We start from the raw sequence: 24,414 nt of genomic DNA on the forward strand, positions 1-24,414 counted from the left end.
TGGGAGGGAGCAAGGCAATGGTGGAGGTCCACGACGGCCCGCCCATGGACGGGTTCTCGGTGCCCCTGCGCCTGCACAACCTGTTGCTGGCCCTGGCGGGCCGGATCGACGACAGCGCGCTCACCGAAGCGCGTGAGCTGATCGCCCGGGCCCACATCGACAAGGCGGTCGAGCTGACCACCGGCACGCTCATCGCGGGCCGGATCCCGGTCAGTTCCGCCGAGCAGCGCGAACTGGCGCTGGTCCTCGAGATGAGCCGGTCGGACGCGACGCTGGCGAACGACCTGCTGGTCGACGAGACCGAGCCGGTCAACACGCACCGGTTCAGCGGCGAGAACGCCCCGGAGTTCGGCATCGCCGAGGCGCTCGACCGCACGCTGCAGGTGCTGCCGGACGTCCGCTCGGTGCACGCGGTGTGGCGCAACACCCCGGCCGGCAGCGTGCCGGGCGCGCTGCCGCAGCGCGTGGTGCTCGTCGAGCTGGGGCCGGAGGGCAACCCGCCGGCCGTGGCGTTCCGCGTCGACACGGCGTTGCGCCGGGCCGGGATCCACTCCGTCGTCGAGGTCAGCGGCCCCGGCGTCGCGCACTCCGAGTACCACCAGGCCGCTTCGGCGGCCGCATCGCCGGCCTGGGTGACCGGGAGCACGACGTCGAGCTCGTCGTCGTACCGCCCGGAGCCCGCCAAGCCGGCGCCCCCGGTGACGCCGGAGCCGGTCGCGGAGTCGGGCAGCAGGCACAGCATGCGGTCGAGCAGCACCACGACGGCGCCGGCCGAGCCGGTCGCCCCGGTGGTGCCGATCGTGTCGCCGCCCGCCCCCGAGCCGCCCCGCAAGGCGCGCGCGGAGACCCGGGCGGAGCGCACGGCCGACCTGACCCCGGCCGAGGTGGCGCAGCTGCGGCAGGCGCTGGCCGAGGACCCGGAGAAGGGCCGCGAGATCGCCGCGGGCAAGCCGTCGATGCACGAGGTCGTCGAGCTGCCGGCGCTGGACCTGGACGACCCGAGCTTGAGCGAGCGCGACCGCGCGTTGCTGCGTGAGCTGCACGCGGAGCTGGCCGAGCGCGAGCGGGCCGAGGCGGCGAAGATGCGCCTCAACGGCGCTTCCCGCTCCGGTGGCGACCAGCGCGGCTGGACGGCCCCGTAGGACTCCGATCACGAGAAGGCGGCGCTTCCCCTCCGGGAGGTGCCGCCTTTTCCGTGTCCGGCGTGCCACAACTGCGCGACGGGACGTCGGGTACCGGAGGTATGTTGCCCGGGTGGAGCAGCCAAAGGAGTTCGTCTTCGACATCCCGGTCGGCGCCGGGGTCGCCACCCGCGCGAACGCCGACGGCCCGCCGGCGACGCCGAAGGACGCGGCCACCGTCATCCTGGTCCGGGACGGCGCCGACGGCGTCGAGGTCTTCCTCCAGCACCGGGTCAAGGGCATGCCGTTCGCGGGCGGGATGACCGTCTTCCCCGGCGGCGGGGTCGACCGGCGCGACGCCGACACGTCGGTGGCGTGGGCCGGGCCCGAGCCGTCGTGGTGGGCCGCGCGGTTCGGCTGCGACGAAGCCCTCGCGCGGGCGCTGACCTGCGCGGCCGTGCGCGAGACGTTCGAGGAGTCCGGCGTGCTGCTCGCGGGCGGCGCGGACGCGGTGCTCACCGACGTCACGCCGTACGCGGCCGCCCGCCAGGCCCTGGAGACGCGCGAGGTGTCGCTGGCCGGGTTCCTCGCCGACGCCGGCCTGACGCTGCGGGCCGACCTGCTGCGCCCGTGGGCGCACTGGATCACGCCCGAGCAGGAGCCGCGCCGGTACGACACCCGGTTCTACGTCGCGAAGCTGCCCGAAGGCCAGGAAGCCGACGGGGCGACGTCGGAGGCGTCGAGCTCCGGCTGGCAGCGTCCCGAAGAAGCCATCGCCGACGCGCGCGAAGGCCGCCGGATGCTGATGCCGCCGACGTGGCTGACGCTGAGCGAGCTGGCGGAGTTCGCCACCGCCGACGACGTGCTGGCCGCGCCGCGAGAGATCGTCCGGATCGCACCGACGCTGGTGCGCGAGAACGGCCACGTCCGAGTCGTCCTGGAGCAGCGATGACCGCCCCGGCCTACGGCGTGCTGCGCCAGGTGTCCGAGACCGCTTCGGTGCTGCTGGAGAACAACCCGTCGTCGATGACGCTCGAAGGCACCAACAGCTGGGTGCTGCGGGCGACGCCGTCGAGCCCGGCCGTCGTCGTCGACCCGGGCTACCGCGACCTCGAGCACCTCGAGCGGCTGGCCGGGGTCGGCGAGGTGGAGCTCGTCCTGCTCACGCACCACCACCCCGACCACGCCGAGGGCGCGCCCTGGTTCGCCGAGCGCACCGGCGCGCCGGTCCGGGCGTTCGACCCCGCGCTGTGCCTCGGCGCTTCGTCCGTTGTGGACGGTGAGGTGGTCGAGGCGGGCGGCCTGGCCATCCGCGTGCTGCACACGCCGGGCCACACCGGCGACTCCGTGTCGCTGGTCCTCGACGGCCAGGTGCTGACCGGCGACACGATCCTCGGCCGCGGCACGACGGTGCTGCACGACCTCGGCGACTACCTGCGGTCGCTGCGGAAGCTGATCGAGCTCCCGGCCGGGACGGCCGGCCTCCCGGGCCACGGTCCGGAGCTCCCCGATCTGCCCGCGACCGCGCGCGAGTACCTTGCTCACCGGGAACAGCGGCTCGACCAGGTGCGTTCGGCCTTGAAGAAGCTCGGGGCGGACGCCACCCCGCGCCAGGTCGTCGAAGTCGTGTACGCCGACGTCGACCGGGCGCTCTGGGCGCCCGCCGAGTGGAGCGTGCAGGCGCAGCTGGACTACTTGCGGTCGGAGGAGAACGGATGAGCAACGTCGAGGTCGAGTTCTACTGGCGGCCGGGGTGCGGGTTCTGCGCCGCGCTGGAGCGGCCGCTGTCGAAGAGCGGCTTCAACGTCCGCGCGATCAACATCTGGGAGGACCCGGCGGCGGCCGCGCGGGTGCGCGAGGTCGCGAACGGCAACGAGACCGTCCCGACGGTGATCGTCGGCTCGAAGGCGATGGTGAACCCGTCGTTCGCCGAGGTCGAGGCGGCGGTCAAGGCCGCATCGGCCTGATCGCGTCCACCGCGCGGGGCCGGTCCACGACGCTCCGGCCGGCTTGTCGACTCGGCTGGGGCCGGTGGCGGTCCGGGGTGACGGCCACGCCGATCACCCGGACGCTGTAGCGCGCGAAGGTGTCCGGGCGACTCAGAGCCTATGGACGACGAGCGTGCGATCGACTTCATCCTCAACGGCGAGCAGCACCGCTTGAGCCGGACCCAGGTCCTGCGCGCGGCGGGGCTGGGCGGCCCCGAGCCGATCCGCACGCACTGGGTGGCGGTCGGGGAGCAGCGGTGGCCGCCGAGGCAGATCTTCGAACGTGCCGTCGGGGTGCCGCGGACCGACTTCATCTCGCACTACGCGATCCGGCAGCTCCGGCGGCTCGGCTTCGAGACGAGCCCGCTGCCCTACGAGCCCGCCGGACCGGCCGCCGCCGGACCGGCCGCCGAGCCGTCGCCGAGCAAGACCGACCTCGGCTCGGCGATCAAGTCGTTCATCGACCTGCACGAGTTCTTCGGCGAGGAGGACCTCACCAGCCGGGTGAGCCGCCTGGAAGACCGCCTGGAGGGCGCCGACAGCGAGACCGTCCAGGAGCGGGTGGCCCCCGAAGGCCTCACCCGGGACCTGCTCCACGGCGCGCTGCTCGTGCGGCAGCACGCCGGCCACGTCAACGACCTCATCCACGCCGCGATGATCGTCCGGGCGCTGCCGAAGATCCTCGAGCCCGGCGAACGCATCGTCCGGCGCCCGTCGCTGGCCTCCGGGAACGACGGCAGCCGCAGGTTCGACCTCGAGACCGACCGCCGCGTGGCCGAGTTCAAAGCCGCCCAGTGGAAGGGCTGCGACACGTTGCGCAAGCGCCTGCTCGTCGCCGACCTGGTCAGCCTCGTCCTCGAACGCGGGGATCGCCGTGCCGAGCTGTACGTGCTCGGCTCCCGGCCCATCGAGTACCTGCACACCAGCACGTCGACGGTCGCGTGGGCGCTCGGCCGCTCGTCACCGCGCCTGCGGCAGGCCTACGAGGACCGCTTCGGCAGTGCCGTGCTGACCGTCGGCCAGTTCACCGCCGGGCCGGCGGCCGACGTCGTCCTCCGTGACCTGTCCGAGCTCATCGGCTGAGCATGGGCATCAGGTAGTACGTCAGCTCCACCTCCCCGGGCTCGGCCGCCCGCAGGATGCACGCCCGCATCCCCGGCTGGATCGACAGCACCACCCGCTCGCCCGCGAAGGCCGCCAGCGCGTCGAGCAGGTACCGCGCCTGGAACGACGGCGACGTCCGGCCGCCGCCGACGTCCGCCTTCAGCACTTCCTCCGCCTCGCCCGTGTCCTGGCGGGCGCTGGCCAGGCGGACCTGGGCGTCACCGACCTCCAGGGTGAGCACCCGCCTGTCCTCCGCGTACACGCCCACGCGGCGGACCGCGGCCGCCAGTGCGTCCGCGTCCACGGACACCGTCGTGTCCACCGTGCCCGCCGGGATCGACTCCGCCGACAGGAAGCCGGCGTCGAGCACCGCCGTCGCGACCAGGCCACCCGCCCAGCTCACCCCGAACCGGCCCCGCCCCACGTGCAGGCCGACCCGGCCGCGGGCCTGCCGGGCCGCTTCCGACAGCAGCGCCGCCGGCACCAGGACGTCCAGGTCGCCCGGGGAAACCAGCGGCAGCCGGGCCACCGCCATCCGGTAGCGGTCGGACGCCGTCAGCGTCAGCCGGGCGCCGTCCGCCTGCAGCCGGACGCCGGTGAACAGCGGCAGCGGGTCGTCCTTCGCCGCCGTGCCCGCGACGATCCGCAACGCCGACGCGAACGCTGCTCCGTCCACTTCGGACACTCGGGCCGGCGCCTCCGGCGGGACGGCGGACTCCGGCAGCAGGGGCAGCGCGAACCGGGCGTTGTCCAGCCGCAACGCCAGCCGCGTGCCTTCGACGACCAGGCGCACCAGTTCCGTGTCGAGCACCTTCAGCGTCTCCGCCAGCGGGGCCGCGGGGACGACGACCGAGCCGTCGGTGTGCGTGGTCGCCGGGCAGCCGAACCGGACGGCGAGGTCCGGGTCGCTCCCGGCGACGGTCAGCCCCGCCGCGCCGGCCGCCAGGCGGAGCCCGGCGCGGGCCGGCAGCAGGCGCGACGCGGCGGAAACGGCCGCCGAGAGGCGGTGGGCAGGCGCGGTGACGTCCATCCCCGCAAGCTAGCGGCAGGCACCGACAAAAACCGCCGGACTACGCGTTGACCAGCGAAGGAGCCGGAGCGGGCTGCGCCGAGCGGACCGTGCCGCGCAGGAGCCACACGACCGCCGCGAGCGCCAGCCCGGCGACGCTCGCCGCCAGGAACGCCGCACCCGGGCCGGCGTGCTCGACGACGTACCCGCTGATCGACTGGCCGGCCGCCAGCCCCAGCGTCACGGCGGTGAGCACCCAGCCGAACGCCTCCGCCGCCGTCCCGGAGGGCGCGACGACCTCGATCGTGGTCGAGTGGGCGGTGGACTGCGGGGTGATCAACGCGCCCGCCAGCAGCATCATCAGGGCCAGGCCCCACAGCGACGACGGCCACGCGAGCAGCGCGACCAGCGCGCCGAACCCGCCGAGCAGGACCGGCAGCCGCAGGCCCAGCTGCCGGGGCCACGGCCGCAGGCTGTAGGCGACGCCGAAGGCGACCGAGCTCAGCGACCACGCCGACAGCAGCAGGCCACCGACGGACGCGTGGCCCGCTTCGGTGGCGGCCGCCGGCACGGCCACCTCGACGAACCCGATCACCACGCCGAAGCCCAGCGCGGCGATGGCCAGCGTGCGCATGCCCGGGCTCGCCAGTGCGCCCAGTAGCGACCCCTGCGAACCGGCGGACGGCCCCCACTGCCGCACGGCCGGGCTCAGCGCGAACAGGACCGCGCCGGTGACCTGCAGCGCGACGCCCAGCACCAGGCCGGTCCCCGCCCACGGCGCCATGACCAGCAGCCCGGCCACGCCCGGGCCGAGGATGAAGAAGACCTCCATGCTGATCGCCTCGTAGGAGAACGCGGCGTTGCGCGCGCCTCCCGGCGGCAGCAGCCGTCCCCACAGCGCCCGCGACGCCGACCCGACCATCGGCTCGGACAGCCCGGTGAGGGCGCCCAGCGCGACGAGCGCGGCCGTCGCGGCGTGCGACTCGATGGCCGTCACCAGCGCACTCATCGCCAGCGCGAGCAGGACCGAGACGACGAGCAGCGGCCGTGTCGGCCCGAACCGGTCGATCAGCCTGCCCTGCACGACCGCACCCACCGACACCCCGACGAGCGAACCGGCCGACACGAGCCCCGCGACGGCGAAGGAACCCGTCTCGCGCTGGACGTAGAGCAGGGCCGAGATGCCGATCATCGCGATCGGCAGGCGCGCGAGCACGGACGCGACAGCGGGCCGCCGGGCGGCGCGGGTCGTCAGCGCGGTGCGGTAGTCGGCGAGGGACGTGCGGCTTTCGTGGTTCGAGACAGACTGGGACACGCGTACAAGTATGCCGCAGACTGGTACGTCAGTACCAGTTATTTACCGGTCACGTGCGTCACCGCCGCACCGGGAGTGGATCTTGAAGTGGGGACGACCGGTCTCGATCGGGTAACACTGACGATATTCTCCGTGGAATCCTGCAACGAAACGTCCCGGACAGCGTCCTTGAGAGTGAATGGCCTTGAATTCGTGGGTATGGGCCGTGATGGTTGAACAACAGCACAGAAAAACCCAGCTCCCTCCGGCACACGGGTCGGGGCCTGGCCCGGAGGGCGGGGAGCGCGGATCGTCGGGGGATGGTCCGCGCGACAACGAAGAGCCGGTGCGCCACGTCGGGGGTGGCGCCCGGCTCTTTGTCATGGACCATCAAGACACGAAGAAGGCCCCTCGGCAACTCGAGGGGCCTTCTTCGTGAGAGATCCGGGTACTCAGCGGGCCCGGCGGGCCAGCCGCTCCGGGTCCAGGATCAGCACGCTCTTGCCCTCGAGCCGCAGCCAGCCGCGGTGGGCGAAGTCGGCCAGCGCCTTGTTGACCGTCTCGCGCGACGCGCCGACGTACTGGGCGATCTCTTCCTGCGTCAGGTCGTGCGTGACCCGCAGCAGGCCCGCCTCCTGGCTGCCGAACCGCTGCGCGAGCTGCAGCAGCGCCCGCGCCACGCGGCCCGGGACGTCGGTGAAGATCAGTTCCGCGACCATGTTGTTCGTCCGGCGCAGGCGGCGCGCGACCACGCGCAGCAGCTGCTCGGCGATCTCCGGGCGGGTCGAGATCCACTGGCGCAGGGCCGGGCGGTCCATGGTGACCGCGCGGACCTCGGTGACCGTGGTCGCGCTCGACGTCCGGGGGCCGGGGTCGAAGATGGACAGCTCGCCGAACATGTCGGACGGGCCGAAGATGCCCAGCAGGTTCTCGCGGCCGTCCGGGGACTTGCGGCCGATCTTCACCTTGCCGGACTGGATGATGTACAGCTTGTCGCCGGGCTCGCCCTCGTTGAAGATGACATGGCCGCGGGGGAACTCCACGGATTCCAAGGTCTGGGCCAGCGCCTCCGCCGCTGCCGGCTCCACACCCTGGAAAATGCCCGCACGGGCCAGGGTTTCGTCCACCTCGGGTGCCTCCTCGTCGAGAAACGTGCGCGCTCCCCCGGGGCTGGAGGAGCGTGACGCCGATCACTTGCGCGTCAGTCTAGGGCGTACTCCCGAGATCGCCCGTCGGACGCGCGGCCCGGCGAAACGATCTCGTTCGAACGTGGAGCCTAACTCCGCACGCGACGCGCGCGTAGCCTGGCTGCCCGTCCGCCCAGCCTACGCAACCGGAAAAGCTCCAGCGCACGCCCGATCCCGTGCCCGTAGAGCGCCCTGACCTCGTTGGGCTGCGCCTGCTCGAGGAACTCTTCGACCTCGTTCTCCTGCACCGCGACGTGCTTCAGCCTGCTCTCGACGCGCTCCATGCCCAGCGCGAAGAACATGATCACCAGGGGGACCAGGATGACGAACCAGACGGTCATGACCGGACCCCGAAACACTCGATGGAAAGCATCTACTCCAGATCCTCGCTCATGGCGGCCGGAAAACGCGCCGAGGTGGTGCTCTGGCGTGTCGGTCGTCCACCGGTGCAGTCACCGGCTCGTCCGACGGCGCCCGTAGGCTATCGGGGTGCCACCTGCCACCACGAACGCCCCCCGTGAGGGCGCTGGTGAAAGCCGATTGGCTCTGGTGAGACGCGCCAGGCGGATGAAGCGTTGCCTCGACGACGTGTATCCGGGCGCCCACTGCGAGCTCGACTTCACCACGCCGCTGGAACTGCTGGTCGCGGTCGTGCTGTCCGCACAGACCACCGACGTCCGGGTGAACCTCGTCACCCCCGCGCTGTTCAAGCGCTACCGGACCGCCGCCGACTACGCGGGCGCCGACCGCGCCGAGCTGGAGGAGTACCTCCGGAGCACCGGCTTCTACCGGGCCAAGGCGAACTCCGTCATGGGCCTCGGCGCGGCGCTGGTCGAGCGCTTCGGCGGCGAGGTCCCGGGCAAGCTCGAAGACCTGGTCACCCTGCCCGGCGTCGGCCGCAAGACGGCCAACGTCGTCCTCGGCAACGCCTTCGACGTCCCGGGCATCACCGTCGACACGCACTTCGGCCGCCTGGTCCGGCGCTGGGGCTGGACGGCGGAGGAGGACCCGGTCAAGGTCGAGTTCGCGGTCGGCGAGCTGATCCTCCGCAAGGAGTGGACGATGCTCTCCCACCGGGTGATCTTCCACGGCCGCCGCGTCTGCCACGCCAAGAAGCCGGCCTGCGGCGCCTGCCCGCTGGCCAAGGACTGCCCGTCGTACGGCACCGGCCCGACCGGGTTCGAGGAAGCCGCGAAGCTGGTCAAAGGCGAGGAAAAGGACCACATCCTGGCGCTGGCGGCGCCCCGGTGACAAGCGTCACCAAGTGGGCCGTCGCCGCCGCCGTGCTGGTGGGGGCGTTGATCGTCGCGTTGCTGCCGCGCGGGGGTGACGACTCCGCCGCGAAGCCGGTCGGTGACCTGGGGGCCGCCCGGTCCGCGGCGGCGCTCCAGCCGTGCCCGGCGCCGGGCGCGGCGCAGCCGGTGAAGCAGCTCGAAGGCGTCACGGCGGACTGCCTCGGCGACGGCGTGCGCGTCGACGTCGGCAAGGCCCTCGCGGGGGCTCCGGTGCTGGTCAACGTGTGGGCGTCGTGGTGCGAGCCGTGCCGGACCGAGCTGCCCGTGCTCCAGGAGTACGCGAAGCAGCCGGGCGCCGTGCGGGTCCTCGGCGTCCAGGTGCAGAGCCCGGCGAAGGACGGCCTGGACCTGCTGGCGAAGCTGGGCGTGCACCTGCCGTCGGTCTACGACGGCAACGGGCAGACCGGTCCGGTCCGGACCGCGCTGAAGGTGCCGCCGAGGCTCCCCGCGTCCTACCTCGTCACCGCGGCCGGCGAGATCCGGTTCATCGCGAATCCACCCACCTTCGTGAACACTGATCAGGTGCGCGCGGCAGTCGAGGGGGCATCGTGATCGGACCACTTGTCGAACCCGAGTCGGTGCCCGAGTGGCTCCGGCCGCTGGTCAAGGTGAGCGGCGAGGTCGATTCGAAGACGTTCACCCGGTTCAGCCCGCCCGAGAACGCTTACACGCGCCCGGCCGCCGTCCTCGTCCTCTTCGGTGAGCGTGAGGCCGACGGCGAGCCGGACGTGCTCCTGCAGCGCCGCGCCGACACGCTGGGCTCGCACGCCGGGCAGGTCGCCTTCCCGGGCGGCGGCGCCGAAGACGGCGACGGCGGCCCGATCGGCACCGCGCTGCGCGAGGCCGAGGAGGAGACCGGCGTGGTCCCGTCCGGTGTCCGGCCGGTCGCGGTGCTGCCGGAGCTGTTCGTCCCGGTGTCCGGGTTCGCCGTGACGCCGGTGCTGGCGCACTGGGCGGAGCCGTCACCGGTGCACGCGGTCGACCCGGCCGAGACGGCGTCGGTCGCGCGCGTTGCCGTCGCCGACCTGGTCGACCCGGCCAACCGGTTCATGGTGCAGAAGAAGGGTGCGCCGTGGAAGGGACCTGCCTTCGAGGTCGGCGGCCTGTTCGTGTGGGGGTTCACCGCCGGGTTGCTGTCGGTCCTCCTCGGCCTGGGAGGCTGGGAGCGCGAATGGGACTCGGGTGACGTCCGCGACCTCGACGAGGCGATGGCCGCGTTCGATGCCCGGGTGAAGGAGTGACGCCGTGAACTGGGTCGACGTGCTGGTGCTCCTGCTGGCGCTGCTGGCGGCGGTGTCCGGCGCATACCAGGGCGTGATCATCGCGCTGCCGTCGCTCGTCGGTGTGATCCTCGGCGCGGTCGCCGGGATCAAGCTCGCGCCGGTCGTCGTCGCCTTCTTCGACGACCCCGTCTGGAAGGTCGCGTTCGCGGTGGCCACCGTGGTCTTCCTGGTCGCCTTCGGCGAGGCGATCGGCGTCTACGTCGGCCGGCGGCTGCGGCAGAAGATCAACCCGGACAGGCTCTCGGGCATCGACAAGACGCTCGGCGCGGTGGTGCAGGCCGTGGTCGTGTTCGTGGTGGCCTGGCTGATCGCCACGCCGCTGACGACCGTGTCCGGTCTGCCCGGGCTGGCCAAGGCGATCAACGGCTCGGTGGTGCTCGGCAAGGTCAACGACACGATGCCGGAGGCCGCCCAGGGCTTCCCGAGCCAGCTGCGCAAGCTGCTCGACGCGTCCGGCTTCCCGTCCATCGTGGACCCGTTCCAGAAGGCGCCGACGGCGGACACCTCGCCGCCGGACCCCAAGCTGCAGAGCAGCGCGACGGTCCAGCAGCTGCACGGCAGCGTGGTCAAGATCCGCGGCACCGCCAGTTCGTGCTCCCGCTCGCTGGAAGGCAGCGGGTTCGTGATCGCCCCGCAGCGGGTGATGACGAACGCGCACGTCGTCGCGGGCACCGACACCGTCGGCATCGAGACGACCCAGGGTGACTACCCGGCCCGCGTCGTCTACTTCGACCCGGAGGTCGACATCGCGGTGCTCGCGGTGCCCCGGCTGCGGGCCGAGCCGCTGTCGTTCGCCCCGGAGACCGCGGGCGCGGGCGACAGCGCGATCGTGCTGGGCTACCCCCTCGACGGCCCGTACCGGGCGACGCCGGCGCGCGTGCGCGGCCGGATCAACCTGCGGGGCCCGGACATCTACGAGGCCAACACCGTGCAGCGTGACGTCTTCACGGTCCGCGCCGAGATCCGCAGCGGCAACTCCGGCGGCCCGATGGTGACCCCGGACGGCAAGGTCATCGGCGTCGTCTTCGGCGCGGCGGTGGAGGACCCGGAAACGGGGTTCACGCTCACCGCCGAGCAGGTGCGCGCCGAGGTCGACGCGGCGCCGTCGCAGACGGCGAACGTGTCCACCGGCTCCTGCGCGGCCTAGCGTCCGTACCGCAGCGCGAGGCCGTCGAGCAGGGCGCGCGTGCCCGACTCGAAGATGTCGTCCAGCACCAGGTCGTAGCCGGTTTCGGTGAGGTCGGCGAGCATCTTGGCGAACGTCGGGTGCCCGGCGGCCATGGCGGCGACCGCGGGGCCCTGGTGGTCCATCCAGCCGTCCTCGGTCAGCCCGGAGGACGCCAGCGCGCTCTGCTCACGTTCCAGGTGGACGGCCAGGCCCTGGACGTGGCTGAAGAACACGACGTGCAGGTCGCACAGCGTGGCGGCGTCGACGCCCAGTTCGGCCAGCGCCGACAGGGCCCACTCGCCGTGCACCGCGAGGTTGCGCAGCGGCAGCGGTCGGGTGATCGGCCCCAGCTGGGCCAGCCACGGGTGCCGGCGGAAGAGCGACCAGAGCGTGCGGCCGGCGAGCGTCAGCCGTTCGCGCCAGTCGCCCGACGGCTCCGCCGGGTAGCCGAGCTCGCCGAACGCGGTGTCGGCCATGAGCAGCACCAGCTCGTCCTTGCCCCGCACGTACCGGTACGGCGCCATCGCCGCGACTCCGAGGCGGGCCGCGACCCCGCGCATGGACAGCGCGCCGAGGCCCTCGGCGTCCGCGATGGCGATGGCCGTCCGCACGAGCCGGTCGCGGGTCAGCCCGCGGTGCCCGCCGCGGCGGTCCCGGTCGGCGACGACCGTGCCGGACCGCGGCTCCGCGCGCACGAGCCCTTCGTGGCTCAGCTGGGCCAGCGCCTTCGCCGCGGTGGCCATCGCGACGCCGTGGTCGGCCGCGAGCCGCCGGGTCGAGGGCACCCGCGCGCCCGGCGGCAGCTCGCCGCGCGTGATCCGCTCCCGCAGTTCGTCGGCGATGGCCACGTACTTCACGTCGGCTCCTGACCTAGGACAGAACACCATCTGTACTAGTACGGAAATGGCTCTGGAACTGGCTGTTCTCCATGATCGAGCGTACAAGCGTACGACTCTCGGAGGAAACCATGCGGAACGTCCTGATCTCCGGCGCCGGTGTCGCCGGCGGCGCACTGGCCCGCTTCCTGGCCCGCGACGGCTGGGCGGTGACCGTGGTGGAGCGCGCACCCGGGCCGCGCACCGGCGGCCAGGCGATCGACGTGCGCGGGGTCGCCCTCGACGTCGTCGACGAGCTGGGCCTCGGCGACCGGATGCGCACGCTGCGGACCCGGATGCGCGGGATGTCCGTGGTGGACGGGACGGGGAACGAGCTGTACCGGTCGGAGGAACACACCTACAGCAGCGGACGGCTCGACAGCGCCGACATCGAGCTGCTGCGTGACGACGTCGTCGCCATGCTGCTCGAAGCGTCCGGCGTCGAGTACGTCTTCGGCGACTCGATCACGGCCCTGACCGAAGAGCCGCAGGGCGTGCGGGTCGGGTTCTCCGGCGGGGAGGCCCGGACGTTCGACCTGGTCGTCGGGGCCGACGGCCTGCACTCGGCGGTGCGGCGGCTGGCCTTCGGCCCGGAGGAGGACTGCATCCGGCACCTGGGGCAGTACCTGGCGATCTTCCCGGCGGCCAACTTCCTCGGCCTCGAGGACTGGCAGGTCTGGTTCCGGCACGAGCACACCGGCGGCGCCGTCTACCCGGTGCGGGACAACACCGAACTCCGCGTGACCCTCGGCTTCGGCTCGGAACCGCTGCCGCGGATGACCGTCCCGGAGCAGAAGCGACTGATCGCTGAGCGGCTCGCCGGGGTGGGCTGGGAGGTGCCGAAGCTGCTCGAAGCGATGGCGGCCGCCGACGTCTTCTACTTCGACGCGATGGCCCAGATCCACCTGGACCGCTGGTCGGCGGGCCGGGTGGTGCTGGTCGGCGACGCCGGCTACTGCGCGTCGGCGCTGTCCGGCCAGGGGACGAGCCTGGCGTTGGTCGGCGCGTATGTCCTCGCGCAGGAACTCGGCCGCGCCGGGCACGAGGAGGCCTTCGCGGCCTACGAACGCCGGATGCGGCCCTTCGTCGCGCTGAACCAGGCGCTGGCCACCGAGAACGCCGAAGGACCGGCGGCGGAGGAGTCGGTGGAGCGGGCGAAGAACGCCATCAGCCTTGCTTGAGGAAGTCCACCAGGGTCGCCGACGTGCGGTCCGGCTCCTCGAGGTGGGGGAAGTGCCCGACGTCCGGCCAGATCTCCGGCTCGGCGTGCGGGCCCGCCCACTGGGTCGACGACGTCGCGGTTTCGGGCAGGATGCAGGTGTCTTCGGCGCCGTGCAGCTGCAGCGTCGGCGCCGTGATCCGGGAGCCGACGGCGTCGGTGAACCGGCGGCCTTCGCCGCGGAACTGCGCGCGGAACGCCCACCGGTAGTACTCGAGCGCGCTGTGCGCGACCCCCGGCACGAGCATCGCCTGCCGGAACGCCTCGACGCTGCCGGTGAAGTCCGATGTGGACCGCCAGCGGCGGCCGGCCCAGCCGCCGAAGAGGTCCGCGACGGCCTGGGCGTCGTCCTTCACGAGCCACTTCTCCGGTGCCATCGGCACCTGGAAGCGGAAGAGGTGCCCGGCCGCGCGGCCCTGGCCGCGCCACGGGCGGGCCGCGCCCGAGCGCAGGGCGAGCGGGTGGGCCGCGCCGATCGCCGACATCGAGGACACCAGCCGCGGGTGCAGCGACGCGACCGTCCAGGCCAGCATGCCGCCCCAGGCGTGTCCGACCAGGTGCGCGCGCCGCGCCCCGAGCGACTTGATCAGCCCGCCGACGTCACCGGCGAGGGTCCACGCGTCGTAGCCGCGGGGCGGCTTGTCGGAGTCGCCGTAGCCGCGCAGGTCGACGGCGACGGCCCGGAACCCGGCGCCGGCCAGGGCCCGCAGCTGGTGGTGCCACGTCCACCAGAATTCGGCGAACCCGTGCAGCAGCACCACGACGGGACCGTCGCCCAGCTCGGCGACGTGCAGGCGGATGCCGTTCGCGGACACGTCGCGGTGGACCCACGGGCCGTCGAGCCGGACGATCGACGGGTCGGGGGACGCGTGCAACGACTCAGTCGCGCGGGCCGGCTTCGGGAGCGCGCTGCGGCTTGAGCGCGGCGGCGGTCTCCTTGACGCTGGCGATGGTCCGTTCCGGTGCCTTGAACTTCTTCACCTTGCGGTAGCCGAGGAACCCGGCCGCGCCCGCGACGAGCAGCATCAGGACGAACACGATGCCGAACGCGAGCCAGCGGTACCGCAGCCACTCGGCCAGCCCCTCGGCCGCGAAGAAGAACAGGAAGAACGTGCTGTACAGGAAGACCGTCAGCGCGATCAGGAAGAAGACGGCGCCCTTGAGGCCCTTCTTCACCTCGCCGACCAGCTCGGACTTCGCCAGCTCCATCTCGGCCCTGACCAGGGTGGAGATGTGCTGGGTCGCGTCGCCGACCAGGCGGCCGATGGACTGGTCGCCGGGAACGTCGGCGGCGGAGGACAGCGGGAGGTAAGGCACGGCCCCCACGCCGTCGGGACCGGTGCGCTCGTGCTTGGGGCTGCTCACCGGGTCATCGTGCCATGTGTCTCGAAACCGGGCGCGGCGGAGTCACCGCGTGTCGGGGTTCGGGGGTCCAGGGGGCTTGCCCCCGGCTGGGGTCTGGGGCTCGGCCCCAGAAGACACAGTGTCGGACATTTGCGCGTGAACCTTGCTACGACGGAGTAGCAAGGCCGCCGCCAGCAGCGACGCCGTCGCCGACGCGATCAGCACCGCGGCCTTGGCCAGTTCGCTCTGACCTTCGGGCAGCGACAGCTCCGCGATCAGCAGGCTCACGGTGAACCCGACCCCGCCCAGCACGGACAACGCGGCCATGTCCCGCCAGCCCATCCCGCGCGGCTTCTCCGCCACCCGCAGCTTCACCGCGAGCAGGCTGGCTCCGAGGATGCCCACGACCTTGCCGCCGAGCAGCCCGGCGAGCACCGCGAGCGGCAACGCCGTCGTGAACACCGCGCCGAGCGCGTCGGCGTTCACCGAAATCCCGGCCGCGAACAACGCGAACACCGGCACGGCGACGGCCGCCGACCACGGCTGGAGCCGGTGCTCCAGTCGCAGGGCGGGCGCCTCCGCCTCGCCTTCGTCGGCGCGGACGCGGGTGAGCAGGCCCAGCGCGACGCCGGCGATCGTGGCGTGGATGCCCGCCGAGTGCACCGCGACCCAGGTGACCAGCGCCAAGGGGACGTACAGCCACGGCGTCCGGACGCGGCGGTGCTGGAGGAACGCGTAGAGGGCGAGCGCGGCGACGGCGACGGCCACCGCGACCAGGTCGAACCCGGTCGTGAACAGCAGGGCGATCACGATGATCGCGCCGAGGTCGTCCACCACGGCCAGGGAAAGCAGGAACACCCGGGCGCTCGAGGGCAGGTTCGACGCCGTCAGCGCCAGTACACCGAGGGCGAACGCGATGTCCGTGGCGACCGGGATCGCCCAGGCCCGCTCGATGCCCGGCGTCCCCCAGCCGACGGCGAGGGCGACGAGCGCGGGCACGACCATGCCGCCGATCGCCGCGACGACCGGCAGGACGGCCTGCTTGAACCGGGACAGCTCGCCGATGACGAGTTCGCGCTTCAGCTCCAGCCCGGCGACGAAGAAGAACAGGGCGAGGAGGCCGTCCTTGGCCCAGTCGCCGACCGTCAGGCTCAGGTGCAGGAACTCCGGGCCGAGCCGGAAGTCACGCAGAGCGTGGTAGCTGTCCCGCAGCGGCGAGTTGGCCCAGAGCAGCGCGATCGCGGTCGCGCCGAGCAGGATGAGCCCACCGGTCGTCTCGGTGCGCAGGTAACGGGCGAATTCGCTGAACGGGCGGGTCATCGGGGCGGCTCCAGGGGTCGCTGATCACTGTTGCCGACCAGACTTCCCGGCGCACCTCTCGGGCAGTTTACCCGTTCTTTGTCACGCATTGTCATGACGGCCGCCACACGGGGTGTCGGTGGTGGGTCACCGGCTGGGCTCCTAGCATGCCAACCGACAACGAAGTCCCTAGACAAAGGAAGACGAGTTGTGAGCACCTCAACCGAGGTCCAGCAGGACACGAGGTTCTTCGGGCACCCACGAGGACTGGCGAACCTCTTCGGGGTCGAGTTGTGGGAGCGGTTTTCCTACTACGGAATGCTCGGCATCCTCGCGCTCTACCTCTACCGGACCGCGGCCGACGGCGGTCTCGGCCTGCCGCAGGAAGACGCCCTCGGCATCGTCGGCGCGTACGGCGGGCTGGTGTACCTGTTCGCCGTGGCCGGTGCCTGGGTCGCCGACCGGCTCCTGGGCTCCGAGCGGACCCTGTTCTACAGCGCCGTGCTGATCATGATCGGCCACATCAGCCTGGCGGTGCTGCCGGGCTTCGCCGGCGTGGGCGTCGGCCTCGCCTGCGTCGCGGTCGGCTCCGGCGGGCTCAAGGCCAACGCGACCGCGATCGTCGGCACCCTCTACGCCGAAGGCGACGAGCGGCGCGACGCCGGTTTCACGATCTTCTACATGGGCGTCAACCTCGGTGCGTTCGTCGGCCCGCTGCTGACCGGGTGGGCGCAGCAGGACGTCGGCTTCCACCTGGGCTTCGGCCTGGCCGCGATCGGCATGGCCCTCGGCCTGGTGCAGTACACGCTCGGCCGCAAGAACCTCGGCGAGCGGGCGAAGGCGGTGCCCGACCCGCTGCCCGCGTCCCGGCGGCTGCTCGCCGTCGGTGTCGCGCTGGTGCTGGTCGCCGTCGTGCTCGTCCTGCTGCTGACCGGGGTCGTCAACCCCGGCAACCTCGCCGACGTCGTCGTCTGGGTGGTCGGCGTCATCTCGGTGGTCTACTTCGTGATCATCCTGGTCAGCCGCAAGATCACCGCGGACGAGCGCAGCCGGGTGTTTTCGTTCATCCCGATGTGGATCGCCAGCGCGGTGTTCTTCTCGCTGTACCAGCAGCAGTTCACCGTGGTGACGGTGTACGCCGACCAGCGGCTGAACCGGGACCTGTTCGGCTGGCAGATGCCGGTGTCCTGGGTCAACTCGGTCAACCCGGTGTTCATCATCGTGTTCGCGCCGCTGCTGGCCGCGCTGTGGACCAAGCTGGGTGAGCGCCAGCCGTCGACGCCGATGAAGTTCGTCATCGGCACGGTGCTGATGGGCGTGGCGTTCCTGCTGTTCCTGCCCATGGTGGGCAGCGGCAGGAACGCGAGCCCGCTGCTGGCCCTGGTGGGCATCCTCTTCGTCTTCACGATGGCCGAGCTGTGCCTGTCACCGGTGGGGCTGTCGCTGTCGACGAAACTCGCGCCGGCGGCGTTCCCGACGCAGATGGTGGCGCTGAACTTCCTGTCGGTCTCGTTCGGCACCGCGATGTCCGGCAAGCTCGCCGAGTACTACTCCGTCGACGACGAAGCGCCGTACTTCGGCACGGTCGGCGGAGTCGCGGTCGCGGTCGGCGTGCTGCTGTTCCTGGGCATCCCCTTCATCCGCAAGCTGATGAAGGGCGTGCACTAACCGACGGTGACCCCGAAGATCACCCCGACGAAGTAGGTCACCACCATCGTGAGGGCGCCGACGCCGACGTTGCGGACGATCGCGCGCCCCACGTTCGCGTCGCCGAGCCTCGCGCTGATCCACCCGGTCAGCGTGAGGCCGACGACGACCGCGGCCGCGCACGCCCACACCCGCAGGGAGACGCCGGCCCAGGCGATGGACAGGATCGGCAGCAGCGCGCCGACCGAGAACGCGACCAGCGACGCCCACGCGGCCTGCCACGGGCTGGTGAGGTTGCCGGGGTCGATGCCGAGCTCGGCCTCCGCGTGCGCCTGCAGGGCGTCCTTTTCGGTCAGTTCGCGCGCGACCCGGGTGGCCAGGTCCGGCGACAGGCCCTTCGCCTCGTAGATCTCGGCGAGTTCGCGCTCCTCGGCCTCCGGCATGGTCTTGAGCTCCTGCTTTTCGAGCCGGAGCAAGGCCTGTTCGGTGTCGCGCTGGGTGCTCACGGAGACGTATTCCCCGCCGGCCATGGAAAAGGCACCGGCGACGAGCCCGGCGATCCCCGCGGTCAGGATGGTGGTGTTTTCCGTGGTCGCCCCGGCGACGCCGACGACGATGCCGGCGACCGACACGATGCCGTCGTTGGCCCCGAGCACCCCGGCCCGCAGCCAGTTCAGCTTCCCGCCCAGTCCCTGGTGCGGTTCGTGCGCGTGCTCAACGGCCGTATCGGTCACCGGACAAGTGAAACACGGAAGCGGAATCGTGGCGAGACCAGGGTTTTCGGTCAGGGACGCCTAAATAACGGCTGCCTTACCTAAGTGGTCCTGTGTGGACTCTCAGGTGCCGTGGGTGATGATGGTCGGCATGGAAGAGCAGGTGTGGCAGCCGCTGACGACGGTCGAGGGACTGCCGCTGCTCGGCGGCGAGGGCCGGTTCCGGCTGCTGGAGCAGGCGGCGAGCGGACTGGCGTACGTGATCCACTACCCCGCCGGAGTGGCCTCCCCGACCCACGCCCACGACCACGACTCGATCGTCTACGTCCTGTCGGGCCGCCTGCGCGGCGCGGTCGACGGCGTGGAGGCCGTCCTCGAGCCCGGGAATTCGGTGGTGCACCCCCGCGGAGTGCCCCACCACGTGACGGCGTTGACGGACGCGATGTGGGTGGAGTTCAAGTCCCCGCTCCCGGCCCGCCCACCCATCGCCTGAGCGCTCGAAGGAGCCGAAAGTGCAGCTCGACGGTCCGGAGCCCACCCGTGGCGAGGTGCGGAAGCAACTCCAAGACCTCGTCGCGGGGACGCTGACCCCCGGCGAAGCATCCGATTGGGCCGGCCCGTGGATCACCGAAGAAGCAGGCGAGGTCCAGGACGAATTGGTCTGGGAGGCGCTGCAGAACCTGTGGGGCGCCGACATGCTCACCGGGCCGGGCAAGTTCCTGTACGGGCCGCTCGACTTCCAGGCCTGGCTGGCCGACTTCGAGGCGCGGCTGAAGCCCTGAAAGAGCGGAAACGCCCGGCCCCGCTCGAAGCGGAACCGGGCGTTTCCCGGAATGAAGCTCAGGCGTCCAGTTCGGCCAGGGCCTGCTTGGCCTTCTCGAGCTCGGCCTCCAGCGCGGCGACCTTCGCGGCCTGCGCCTCGCGGGCCTGGTTGATCACCTCGTCGATCGGGCCGGAGAGGTCGCTGTGCAGCTCCTTCGCCGCGCGCGAGACCGCCGCGGCGGGGATCTCGAGGCCCTTCGCGACCCACTTCGAGCCGTTCTTCAGCTCGGCCTGCCACTCGCCGTCGGCGGTGCCGGTGACCGTCAGGATCAGCTCGACCGTGCGGGTCTTCTTCGCCGTCGACGCCGTCGCCGCACCCTTCGGGCGGCCGCGCTTCGGCTTGGGGGCCTCTTCCTCGGCGGGCTCGGGGGAGCCCTCCGAAGAGGCCGGGGACGCGGACTCGGTGACGGCCGCCTCGTCGGTGGAATCCTTCGAAGCCGAAACCTCCGAAGCCGAAACCTCCGGGGTCGAAGCCGGAGCGGAAACCGGGGCCTCGGCCGTTTCCTCGTCGTGCGTCAGGACATCCACGGTCATCGTCGTGTCGTCTCCTTGCCCGGGAAGTGGGTGTGGTTCGCGGCACAGCGTAGAACATGCGTTCGACTCGTGCCACACGGGGTGTCATGACAGAGCCCTCCCGGCGCGAAGCCGGAAGGGCTCTGACTCCGGGAGACGCTAGCTCACTCCTCGGACTTGCCCGACTTCAGGCCCGACGAGATCAGGTCCATCACCGACGAGTCGGCCAGCGTGGTGACGTCCCCGACCTGCCGGTTCTCCGCGACGTCCCGCAGCAGGCGGCGCATGATCTTGCCCGAGCGCGTCTTCGGCAGCTCCGGCACCACTATGATCTGCCGCGGCTTCGCGATCGGCCCGATCTCCTTCGCGACGTGGTTGCGCAGCGCCTGGATGGCCTCCTCGCCCCCGTCCACCGCGTTGCCGCGCAGGATCACGAACGCCACGATGCCCTGGCCGGTCGTCGGGTCGGTCGCGCCGACGACCGCGGCCTCGGCCACCGTCGGGTGCGACACGAGCGCCGACTCGACCTCGGTCGTCGAGATGCGGTGGCCGGACACGTTCATCACGTCGTCGACGCGGCCCAGCAGCCAGACGTCACCGTCGTTGTCGTACTTCGCGCCGTCGCCGGCGAAGTAGAAGCCCTGTTCCTTGAAGCGCGACCAGTACGTGTCCTTGAACCGCTCCTCGTCGCCCCAGACGCCCCGCAGCATCGACGGCCACGGCTTGTCGAGCACCAGGTACCCGCCACCGCCCGGGCCGACCTCGTTGGCCTGGTCGTCGACGACCTTCGCCGAGATGCCCGGCAGCGCCTTCTGCGCCGAGCCCGGCTTCGCGGCGGTGACGCCCGGCAGCGGCGAGATCATGATCGCGCCGGTCTCGGTCTGCCACCACGTGTCGACGACCGGGGCCTTGCCCGCGCCGATGTTCTCGCGGTACCAGATCCACGCCTCGGGGTTGATCGGCTCGCCGACCGAACCCAGCACGCGCAGCGACGACAGGTCGTACTTCTCGGGGATTTCCGCGCCCCACTTCATGAACGTGCGGATCAGCGTCGGCGCCGTGTAGTAGATGGAGACCTTGTACTTCTGGATGATCTCCCAGTGCCGCCCCTCGTGCGGGGTGTTCGGCGTGCCCTCGTAGACGACCTGCGTGACGCGGTTCGCGAGCGGGCCGTAGACGATGTAGCTGTGGCCGGTGATCCAGCCGATGTCCGCGGTGCACCAGTAGACGTCTTCGCCGGCCTTGTGGTCGAAGACGTTGTGGTGCGTGTACGCGGTCTGCGTCAGGTAGCCGCCCGACGTGTGGAGAATGCCCTTCGGCTTCCCGGTCGTCCCGGACGTGTACAGGATGAACAGCGGGTGCTCGCTGTCGAACGCTTCGGGAGTGTGCTCTTCGGACTGTCCGTCGACGAGGTCGTGCCACCAGATGTCCCGCGAATCCGTCCACGGCACTTCACCCTCGAGCTGGTCGCCCGTGCGCTTCACGACGATGACCTTCTCGACGGTTTCGGCGCCTTCGAGCGCTTCGTCGACGTTGGCCTTCATCGGCGCGGCCTTGCCGCGGCGGAACTGGCCGTCGGAGGTGATGACGACCTTCGCGGCGGCGTCGTCGACGCGGGCCCGCAGCGCCGTCGGGGAGAAGCCGCCGAAGACGACGTTGTGCAGCGCGCCGATCCGAGCGCACGCGAGCATCGCGAAGATGGCCTCGGGGACCATCTGCAGCTGGATCGCCACGACGTCGCCCGCGGTGACCCCCAGTGACGCGAGTGCGTTGGCGGCCTTGGAAACCTCGGTCTTCAGCTCGGCGTAGGTGATGTCCCGCGTGTCACCCGGCTCGCCGACCCAGTGGATCGCGACCTGGTCGCCGTGGCCGGACTCGACGTGCCGGTCGACGCAGTTGTAGGCGACGTTCAGCTTGCCGCCGACGAACCACTTCGCGAAGGGCGCATTGGTCCAGTCCAGTACCGTGGTCCACTTCGTGTCCCACGTGAGCCGCTCCGCCTGCTTGGCCCAGAACGCTTCGCGGTCGGCATCCGCCTCGGCGTACAGATCGGCCTTGGCATTGGCCTGAGCAGCGAATTCTTCGCTGGGCGGGAAGGTGCGGCTCTCGGTGAGCAGGTTGTCCAGGGCGGGGGACTGCTCGGTCATGGTTGCAAGGCCTCCTGTAGTGCGCCGATCCGACGGCTAGCGGCACGCTAGCGACGTTAGTCCGCCTTGTAAAAGGTTGCACCCACGTGGCCCGTTCGTTTCACCGCGGCAGGCGAGCCCCGGTGACTGAGCGTTCGTTCAGCCGGGCCTTCGCGGCGGGCCACTCCGGCGCGAGCATCGAATACAGGACGGTGTCGCGCGACGACCCGTCCGGCCGGATCCGGTGTGCTCGCAGGATGCCTTCGCGAAGCGCGCCAAGTCGTTCGATGGCGCGTTGCGACCGGAGGTTGCGGATGTCCGTCTCCCACGCGACCCGTTGCGCGCCAAGGGTTTCGAACGCGTGCGTCAGCAGGAGCAGCTTCGACTCGGTGTTGAGCCCGGTGCGCTGCCAGTCCGCGCCGATCCACGTGTGCCCGATGGACAGGATCCGGTGCTGCTCGACGACCTGGTAGTACGACGTCGTCCCGGCGACGCGGCCGGAGGCGACGTCGATCTGCGCGAACGGGCGGCGGTCGGGGTCGGCGAGCGCCTGTTCGACCATGCGCTCGGCGGCGGGAAGATCCCCCGGCTGACGGATGCTCAGCCACGCCCAGATGCCCGGGTCGGCGCCGGCCTCCAGCAGCCCCTTGGCGTGCTCGGGGGTCAGCGGCTCCAGGCGGACGTGCTCGCCGGAGAGGGTCGGTTGCGTGGTCCAGTCGCTCACGCGCTCACCGTAGGGCGGTCAGTGGCTGCTCAGGATAGCCAATTTTTGATCATTTCCAGAGGCCACTTGCGGGTTGCCTATGCTCGGACGACCACGACGAAGGGCAGGCTCGATGGCCGAAGAGCGGGAAGAGCTGAGCTGGGAGCTGTTCGGCACGGCCAGCCGTGAACTGGCGCACACCATCGCCGGCGACGGCTTCGCGCCGGACCTCATCCTCTCCATCGCGCGCGGCGGCCTTTTCGTCGCCGGAGCGCTCGGCTACGCGCTCGACGTGAAGAACCTGCACGTGATGAACGTCGAGTTCTACACCGGCGTCGACCAGCGCCTCGACCTGCCGGTGATGCTCCCGCCGGTGCCCAACGTCGTCGACCTGACGAGCAAGAAGGTGCTGATCGCCGACGACGTCGCCGACACCGGCGCCACGCTCAAGCTGGTCCGCGACTTCTGCCTCGAGCACGTCGCCGAGGTGCGCTCGGCCGTCGTCTACGAGAAACCGCACTCGACGGTGAAGTGCGAGTACGTCTGGCGCCACACGGACAAGTGGATCAACTTCCCGTGGTCGGTCCTGCCGCCCGTGGTCTCCCGCGAAGGCCAGGTGCTCGATGCCTGATCCGCTGAAGCCCCTCCTCGACCTCGAAGGCGTCGCCGCGGCGGCGAAGTCCGCTCAGGACGCGGTCTTCGCCGTCCACCGCCTCCCGGCGAACCTGCGCGGCGGCGCGGCGACAGCGGCCGAAGCGTCGGTCCGCGCGGCCCGCGCGTCGGCGGGCATCGAGGGCGCGAACCCCGAGCTGCCCGCCGATGGCGCGGTCGCCGACCCGGTGCTGGCCGGCGCCCTGCGCGTCGCGGAAACGCTGGAGTCGCTGCTGCCGACGTGGCGCCGCGCGCCGCTGCAGGCGTTGGCGCGCCTGCACGTCCTCGCCGCCGCGGACCTGGTCGATGACCTGGACGCCCTGGGGCGCCCGCACTCCGGCGGCGGCCGTCTCGAGCTGCTCGCCCAGCTGGTGACCGGAGCGACGTCGGTGCCGGGCCCGGTGCTGACGGCGGTCGTGCACGGGGAACTGCTGGCGCTCAAGCCGTTCGGCAGCGCGGACGGCGTCGTGGCCCGGGCGGCCGCCCGGCTGACGATGGTCGCCACGGGCCTCGACCCGAAGTCGTTGAGCGTGCCCGAAGTGGCGTTCTTCCGCCGGGTGCCTCGCTATCTCGAAGCGGCCGAAGGCTTCGCGAGCGGAACGCCCGAGGGCGTCCGCGCGTGGCTGCTCTTCTGCTGCGAAGCGTTCGAAGCCGGCGCGCGCGAGGCGAAGAGTATTTCGGACGCGGCTTCCTAGGCGAGCACGGCGTCCAACAGGCCGGGGAACCGCTTCTGCAGATCGTCGCGCCGCAGCACGATCCACCGCCGCCGGCCTTCCACGGTCGTCGTCGTCAAACCGGCTTCGCGTAGCACGCGCCAGTGGTGCGAAAGTGTCGCGGCGCTGATGTCGACGTCGTACTCCTCGAGCGCGCAGCTGCGCGGCTCGGTTTCCTGCGACAGTTCGCGGACGATCTCGAGACGCACGGGATCGGCGAGCGCCTGCAGCACCGTCACGATCTCGATCGCGTCGCACGACGGCTGGGGCAGCGTCCTGGCCACCATGGCCTCCCAACACTTGGATCGTTTGACAACAATCGAAGTGTAGCTCCATCATG

28 protein-coding genes are annotated in these 24,414 nt (G+C 71.5%); 15 read left to right on the plus strand and 13 right to left on the minus strand.

Annotated features, from left to right (window positions below; translation table 11 throughout):
- The first annotated feature begins 17 nt into the window (after window positions 1-17).
- From ACLJOU_RS05400 to ACLJOU_RS05420, 5 genes are all read left to right on the plus strand, one after another.
- On the plus strand, window positions 18-1,142 hold the full coding sequence (locus ACLJOU_RS05400) for a hypothetical protein (RefSeq protein WP_410563694.1): 1,125 nt from the start codon (window positions 18-20) through the stop codon (window positions 1,140-1,142).
- 112 nt (window positions 1,143-1,254) lie between these two features.
- Window positions 1,255-2,073, plus strand: a complete 819-nt coding sequence (locus ACLJOU_RS05405) for an NUDIX hydrolase (RefSeq protein ID WP_410563695.1) — start codon at window positions 1,255-1,257, stop codon at window positions 2,071-2,073.
- Complete coding sequence (locus tag ACLJOU_RS05410; RefSeq protein WP_410563697.1) at window positions 2,070-2,840, plus strand: MBL fold metallo-hydrolase; 771 nt, start codon at window positions 2,070-2,072, stop codon at window positions 2,838-2,840. Before ACLJOU_RS05405 ends, ACLJOU_RS05410 begins: the two co-directional genes overlap by 4 nt.
- The gene (locus ACLJOU_RS05415; protein WP_364278840.1) at window positions 2,837-3,088 is read left to right on the plus strand and encodes a glutaredoxin family protein; all 252 of its coding nucleotides are present in this window, start codon (window positions 2,837-2,839) and stop codon (window positions 3,086-3,088) included. The genes ACLJOU_RS05410 and ACLJOU_RS05415 overlap by 4 nt, the downstream gene beginning before the upstream one ends.
- Before the next feature lie 141 nt (window positions 3,089-3,229).
- Window positions 3,230-4,192 (plus strand): hypothetical protein, encoded by a 963-nt coding sequence (locus ACLJOU_RS05420; RefSeq protein ID WP_410563700.1) that lies wholly within the window; start codon window positions 3,230-3,232, stop codon window positions 4,190-4,192.
- Here the strand turns inward: ACLJOU_RS05420 and ACLJOU_RS05425 are convergent.
- From ACLJOU_RS05425 to ACLJOU_RS05440, 4 genes are all read right to left on the minus strand, one after another.
- Window positions 4,182-5,243, minus strand: coding sequence for a DNA polymerase III subunit beta (locus ACLJOU_RS05425; protein ID WP_410563701.1), 1,062 nt, complete (start codon window positions 5,241-5,243; stop codon window positions 4,182-4,184). The two genes, ACLJOU_RS05420 and ACLJOU_RS05425, sit on opposite strands and share 11 nt — an antisense overlap.
- Before the next feature lie 40 nt (window positions 5,244-5,283).
- Window positions 5,284-6,537 carry an MFS transporter gene (locus ACLJOU_RS05430; RefSeq protein WP_410563704.1) on the minus strand — a complete coding sequence of 418 codons (1,254 nt, stop codon included), beginning with the start codon at window positions 6,535-6,537 and terminating at the stop codon, window positions 5,284-5,286.
- Window positions 6,538-6,968: 431 nt separating this feature from the next.
- Complete coding sequence (locus tag ACLJOU_RS05435; protein WP_003081747.1) at window positions 6,969-7,643, minus strand: Crp/Fnr family transcriptional regulator; 675 nt, start codon at window positions 7,641-7,643, stop codon at window positions 6,969-6,971.
- A 149-nt stretch (window positions 7,644-7,792) separates the two neighbouring features.
- Window positions 7,793-8,044, minus strand: a complete 252-nt coding sequence (locus ACLJOU_RS05440; protein WP_003081722.1) for a hypothetical protein — start codon at window positions 8,042-8,044, stop codon at window positions 7,793-7,795.
- 226 nt (window positions 8,045-8,270) lie between these two features.
- On the opposite strand from ACLJOU_RS05440, the gene nth reads away from it, so the two are divergent.
- Genes nth through ACLJOU_RS05460 form a run of 4 tightly spaced genes read left to right on the plus strand, consistent with a single transcriptional unit; the run spans window position 8,271 to window position 11,428 of the window.
- Window positions 8,271-8,954, plus strand: a complete 684-nt coding sequence (gene nth / locus ACLJOU_RS05445; RefSeq protein WP_410564740.1) for an endonuclease III — start codon at window positions 8,271-8,273, stop codon at window positions 8,952-8,954.
- Window positions 8,951-9,550 (plus strand): TlpA family protein disulfide reductase, encoded by a 600-nt coding sequence (locus ACLJOU_RS05450; RefSeq protein ID WP_410563706.1) that lies wholly within the window; start codon window positions 8,951-8,953, stop codon window positions 9,548-9,550. Before nth ends, ACLJOU_RS05450 begins: the two co-directional genes overlap by 4 nt.
- Window positions 9,547-10,239: an NUDIX hydrolase gene (locus tag ACLJOU_RS05455; protein WP_410563709.1), complete on the plus strand. Its 693-nt coding sequence runs from the start codon at window positions 9,547-9,549 to the stop codon at window positions 10,237-10,239. The genes ACLJOU_RS05450 and ACLJOU_RS05455 overlap by 4 nt, the downstream gene beginning before the upstream one ends.
- Before the next feature lie 4 nt (window positions 10,240-10,243).
- Window positions 10,244-11,428, plus strand: a complete 1,185-nt coding sequence (locus tag ACLJOU_RS05460) for a MarP family serine protease (protein ID WP_410563711.1) — start codon at window positions 10,244-10,246, stop codon at window positions 11,426-11,428.
- On the opposite strand, the gene ACLJOU_RS05465 is transcribed toward ACLJOU_RS05460, so the two are convergent.
- Entirely contained in the window at window positions 11,425-12,306 is an 882-nt protein-coding gene (locus ACLJOU_RS05465) for a GntR family transcriptional regulator (RefSeq protein WP_410563714.1), read from the minus strand. The two genes, ACLJOU_RS05460 and ACLJOU_RS05465, sit on opposite strands and share 4 nt — an antisense overlap.
- A gap of 110 nt (window positions 12,307-12,416) precedes the next feature.
- Here ACLJOU_RS05465 and ACLJOU_RS05470 point away from each other — a divergent pair, with 110 nt between their 5' ends.
- Window positions 12,417-13,505 carry an FAD-dependent monooxygenase gene (locus ACLJOU_RS05470; protein WP_410563716.1) on the plus strand — a complete coding sequence of 363 codons (1,089 nt, stop codon included), beginning with the start codon at window positions 12,417-12,419 and terminating at the stop codon, window positions 13,503-13,505.
- On the opposite strand, the gene ACLJOU_RS05475 is transcribed toward ACLJOU_RS05470, so the two are convergent.
- The 3 genes from ACLJOU_RS05475 to nhaA are packed head-to-tail and all read right to left on the minus strand — an operon-like array spanning window position 13,492 to window position 16,207.
- A complete protein-coding gene (locus tag ACLJOU_RS05475) occupies window positions 13,492-14,418 on the minus strand; it encodes an alpha/beta fold hydrolase (RefSeq protein ID WP_410563718.1) in 927 nt (308 codons plus the stop codon). The two genes, ACLJOU_RS05470 and ACLJOU_RS05475, sit on opposite strands and share 14 nt — an antisense overlap.
- 4 nt (window positions 14,419-14,422) lie before the next feature.
- Window positions 14,423-14,908 carry a phage holin family protein gene (locus ACLJOU_RS05480; protein WP_410563721.1) on the minus strand — a complete coding sequence of 162 codons (486 nt, stop codon included), beginning with the start codon at window positions 14,906-14,908 and terminating at the stop codon, window positions 14,423-14,425.
- Between the two features lie 42 nt (window positions 14,909-14,950).
- Window positions 14,951-16,207 carry a Na+/H+ antiporter NhaA gene (gene nhaA, locus ACLJOU_RS05485; protein ID WP_410563722.1) on the minus strand — a complete coding sequence of 419 codons (1,257 nt, stop codon included), beginning with the start codon at window positions 16,205-16,207 and terminating at the stop codon, window positions 14,951-14,953.
- Window positions 16,208-16,396: 189 nt separating this feature from the next.
- On the opposite strand from nhaA, the gene ACLJOU_RS05490 reads away from it, so the two are divergent.
- Complete coding sequence (locus ACLJOU_RS05490) at window positions 16,397-17,854, plus strand: peptide MFS transporter (protein ID WP_410563725.1); 1,458 nt, start codon at window positions 16,397-16,399, stop codon at window positions 17,852-17,854.
- Here the strand turns inward: ACLJOU_RS05490 and ACLJOU_RS05495 are convergent.
- A complete protein-coding gene (locus ACLJOU_RS05495; RefSeq protein ID WP_410563726.1) occupies window positions 17,851-18,567 on the minus strand; it encodes a VIT family protein in 717 nt (238 codons plus the stop codon). The two genes, ACLJOU_RS05490 and ACLJOU_RS05495, sit on opposite strands and share 4 nt — an antisense overlap.
- Before the next feature lie 118 nt (window positions 18,568-18,685).
- On the opposite strand from ACLJOU_RS05495, the gene ACLJOU_RS05500 reads away from it, so the two are divergent.
- Window positions 18,686-19,039 (plus strand): cupin domain-containing protein, encoded by a 354-nt coding sequence (locus tag ACLJOU_RS05500; protein ID WP_410564742.1) that lies wholly within the window; start codon window positions 18,686-18,688, stop codon window positions 19,037-19,039.
- A 19-nt stretch (window positions 19,040-19,058) separates the two neighbouring features.
- On the plus strand, window positions 19,059-19,328 hold the full coding sequence (locus ACLJOU_RS05505; protein WP_410563729.1) for a hypothetical protein: 270 nt from the start codon (window positions 19,059-19,061) through the stop codon (window positions 19,326-19,328).
- Window positions 19,329-19,386: 58 nt separating this feature from the next.
- Here ACLJOU_RS05505 and ACLJOU_RS05510 read toward each other — a convergent pair whose 3' ends face one another.
- The 3 genes from ACLJOU_RS05510 to ACLJOU_RS05520 all read right to left on the minus strand — a co-directional run bounded on the left by ACLJOU_RS05510 (window position 19,387) and on the right by ACLJOU_RS05520 (window position 22,731).
- Window positions 19,387-19,902, minus strand: coding sequence for a DUF6319 family protein (locus ACLJOU_RS05510; protein ID WP_410563732.1), 516 nt, complete (start codon window positions 19,900-19,902; stop codon window positions 19,387-19,389).
- Between the two features lie 143 nt (window positions 19,903-20,045).
- Window positions 20,046-22,028 carry an acetate--CoA ligase gene (gene acs / locus ACLJOU_RS05515; RefSeq protein WP_410563734.1) on the minus strand — a complete coding sequence of 661 codons (1,983 nt, stop codon included), beginning with the start codon at window positions 22,026-22,028 and terminating at the stop codon, window positions 20,046-20,048.
- 100 nt (window positions 22,029-22,128) lie between these two features.
- The gene (locus tag ACLJOU_RS05520; RefSeq protein ID WP_410563736.1) at window positions 22,129-22,731 is read right to left on the minus strand and encodes a GNAT family N-acetyltransferase; all 603 of its coding nucleotides are present in this window, start codon (window positions 22,729-22,731) and stop codon (window positions 22,129-22,131) included.
- A gap of 112 nt (window positions 22,732-22,843) precedes the next feature.
- Here ACLJOU_RS05520 and ACLJOU_RS05525 point away from each other — a divergent pair, with 112 nt between their 5' ends.
- Entirely contained in the window at window positions 22,844-23,341 is a 498-nt protein-coding gene (locus tag ACLJOU_RS05525; protein ID WP_410563738.1) for a phosphoribosyltransferase, read from the plus strand.
- Window positions 23,334-24,056, plus strand: coding sequence for an oxidoreductase (locus ACLJOU_RS05530; protein WP_410563741.1), 723 nt, complete (start codon window positions 23,334-23,336; stop codon window positions 24,054-24,056). The genes ACLJOU_RS05525 and ACLJOU_RS05530 overlap by 8 nt, the downstream gene beginning before the upstream one ends.
- On the opposite strand, the gene ACLJOU_RS05535 is transcribed toward ACLJOU_RS05530, so the two are convergent.
- Window positions 24,053-24,358: an ArsR/SmtB family transcription factor gene (locus tag ACLJOU_RS05535; protein WP_410563744.1), complete on the minus strand. Its 306-nt coding sequence runs from the start codon at window positions 24,356-24,358 to the stop codon at window positions 24,053-24,055. The two genes, ACLJOU_RS05530 and ACLJOU_RS05535, sit on opposite strands and share 4 nt — an antisense overlap.
- Between the last annotated feature and the right edge of the window lie 56 nt (window positions 24,359-24,414).

The organism is Amycolatopsis sp. cmx-4-61, assembly GCF_046548775.1.
GTDB lineage: Bacteria > Actinomycetota > Actinomycetes > Mycobacteriales > Pseudonocardiaceae > Amycolatopsis.

Coding starts and splice junctions, on each gene's coding strand:
- ACLJOU_RS05400 (WP_410563694.1), top strand. CDS start 18: ATGGTGGAGGTCCACGACGGCCCGCCCATGGACGGGTTCTCGGTGCCC.
- ACLJOU_RS05410 (WP_410563697.1), top strand. CDS start 2,070: ATGACCGCCCCGGCCTACGGCGTGCTGCGCCAGGTGTCCGAGACCGCT.
- ACLJOU_RS05415 (WP_364278840.1), top strand. CDS start 2,837: ATGAGCAACGTCGAGGTCGAGTTCTACTGGCGGCCGGGGTGCGGGTTC.
- ACLJOU_RS05420 (WP_410563700.1), top strand. CDS start 3,230: ATGGACGACGAGCGTGCGATCGACTTCATCCTCAACGGCGAGCAGCAC.
- ACLJOU_RS05425 (WP_410563701.1), bottom strand. CDS start 5,243: ATGGACGTCACCGCGCCTGCCCACCGCCTCTCGGCGGCCGTTTCCGCC.
- ACLJOU_RS05440 (WP_003081722.1), bottom strand. CDS start 8,044: ATGACCGTCTGGTTCGTCATCCTGGTCCCCCTGGTGATCATGTTCTTC.
- nth (WP_410564740.1), top strand. CDS start 8,271: ATGAAGCGTTGCCTCGACGACGTGTATCCGGGCGCCCACTGCGAGCTC.
- ACLJOU_RS05470 (WP_410563716.1), top strand. CDS start 12,417: ATGCGGAACGTCCTGATCTCCGGCGCCGGTGTCGCCGGCGGCGCACTG.
- nhaA (WP_410563722.1), bottom strand. CDS start 16,207: ATGACCCGCCCGTTCAGCGAATTCGCCCGTTACCTGCGCACCGAGACG.
- ACLJOU_RS05500 (WP_410564742.1), top strand. CDS start 18,686: ATGATGGTCGGCATGGAAGAGCAGGTGTGGCAGCCGCTGACGACGGTC.
- ACLJOU_RS05510 (WP_410563732.1), bottom strand. CDS start 19,902: ATGACCGTGGATGTCCTGACGCACGACGAGGAAACGGCCGAGGCCCCG.
- acs (WP_410563734.1), bottom strand. CDS start 22,028: ATGACCGAGCAGTCCCCCGCCCTGGACAACCTGCTCACCGAGAGCCGC.
- ACLJOU_RS05525 (WP_410563738.1), top strand. CDS start 22,844: ATGGCCGAAGAGCGGGAAGAGCTGAGCTGGGAGCTGTTCGGCACGGCC.
- ACLJOU_RS05530 (WP_410563741.1), top strand. CDS start 23,334: ATGCCTGATCCGCTGAAGCCCCTCCTCGACCTCGAAGGCGTCGCCGCG.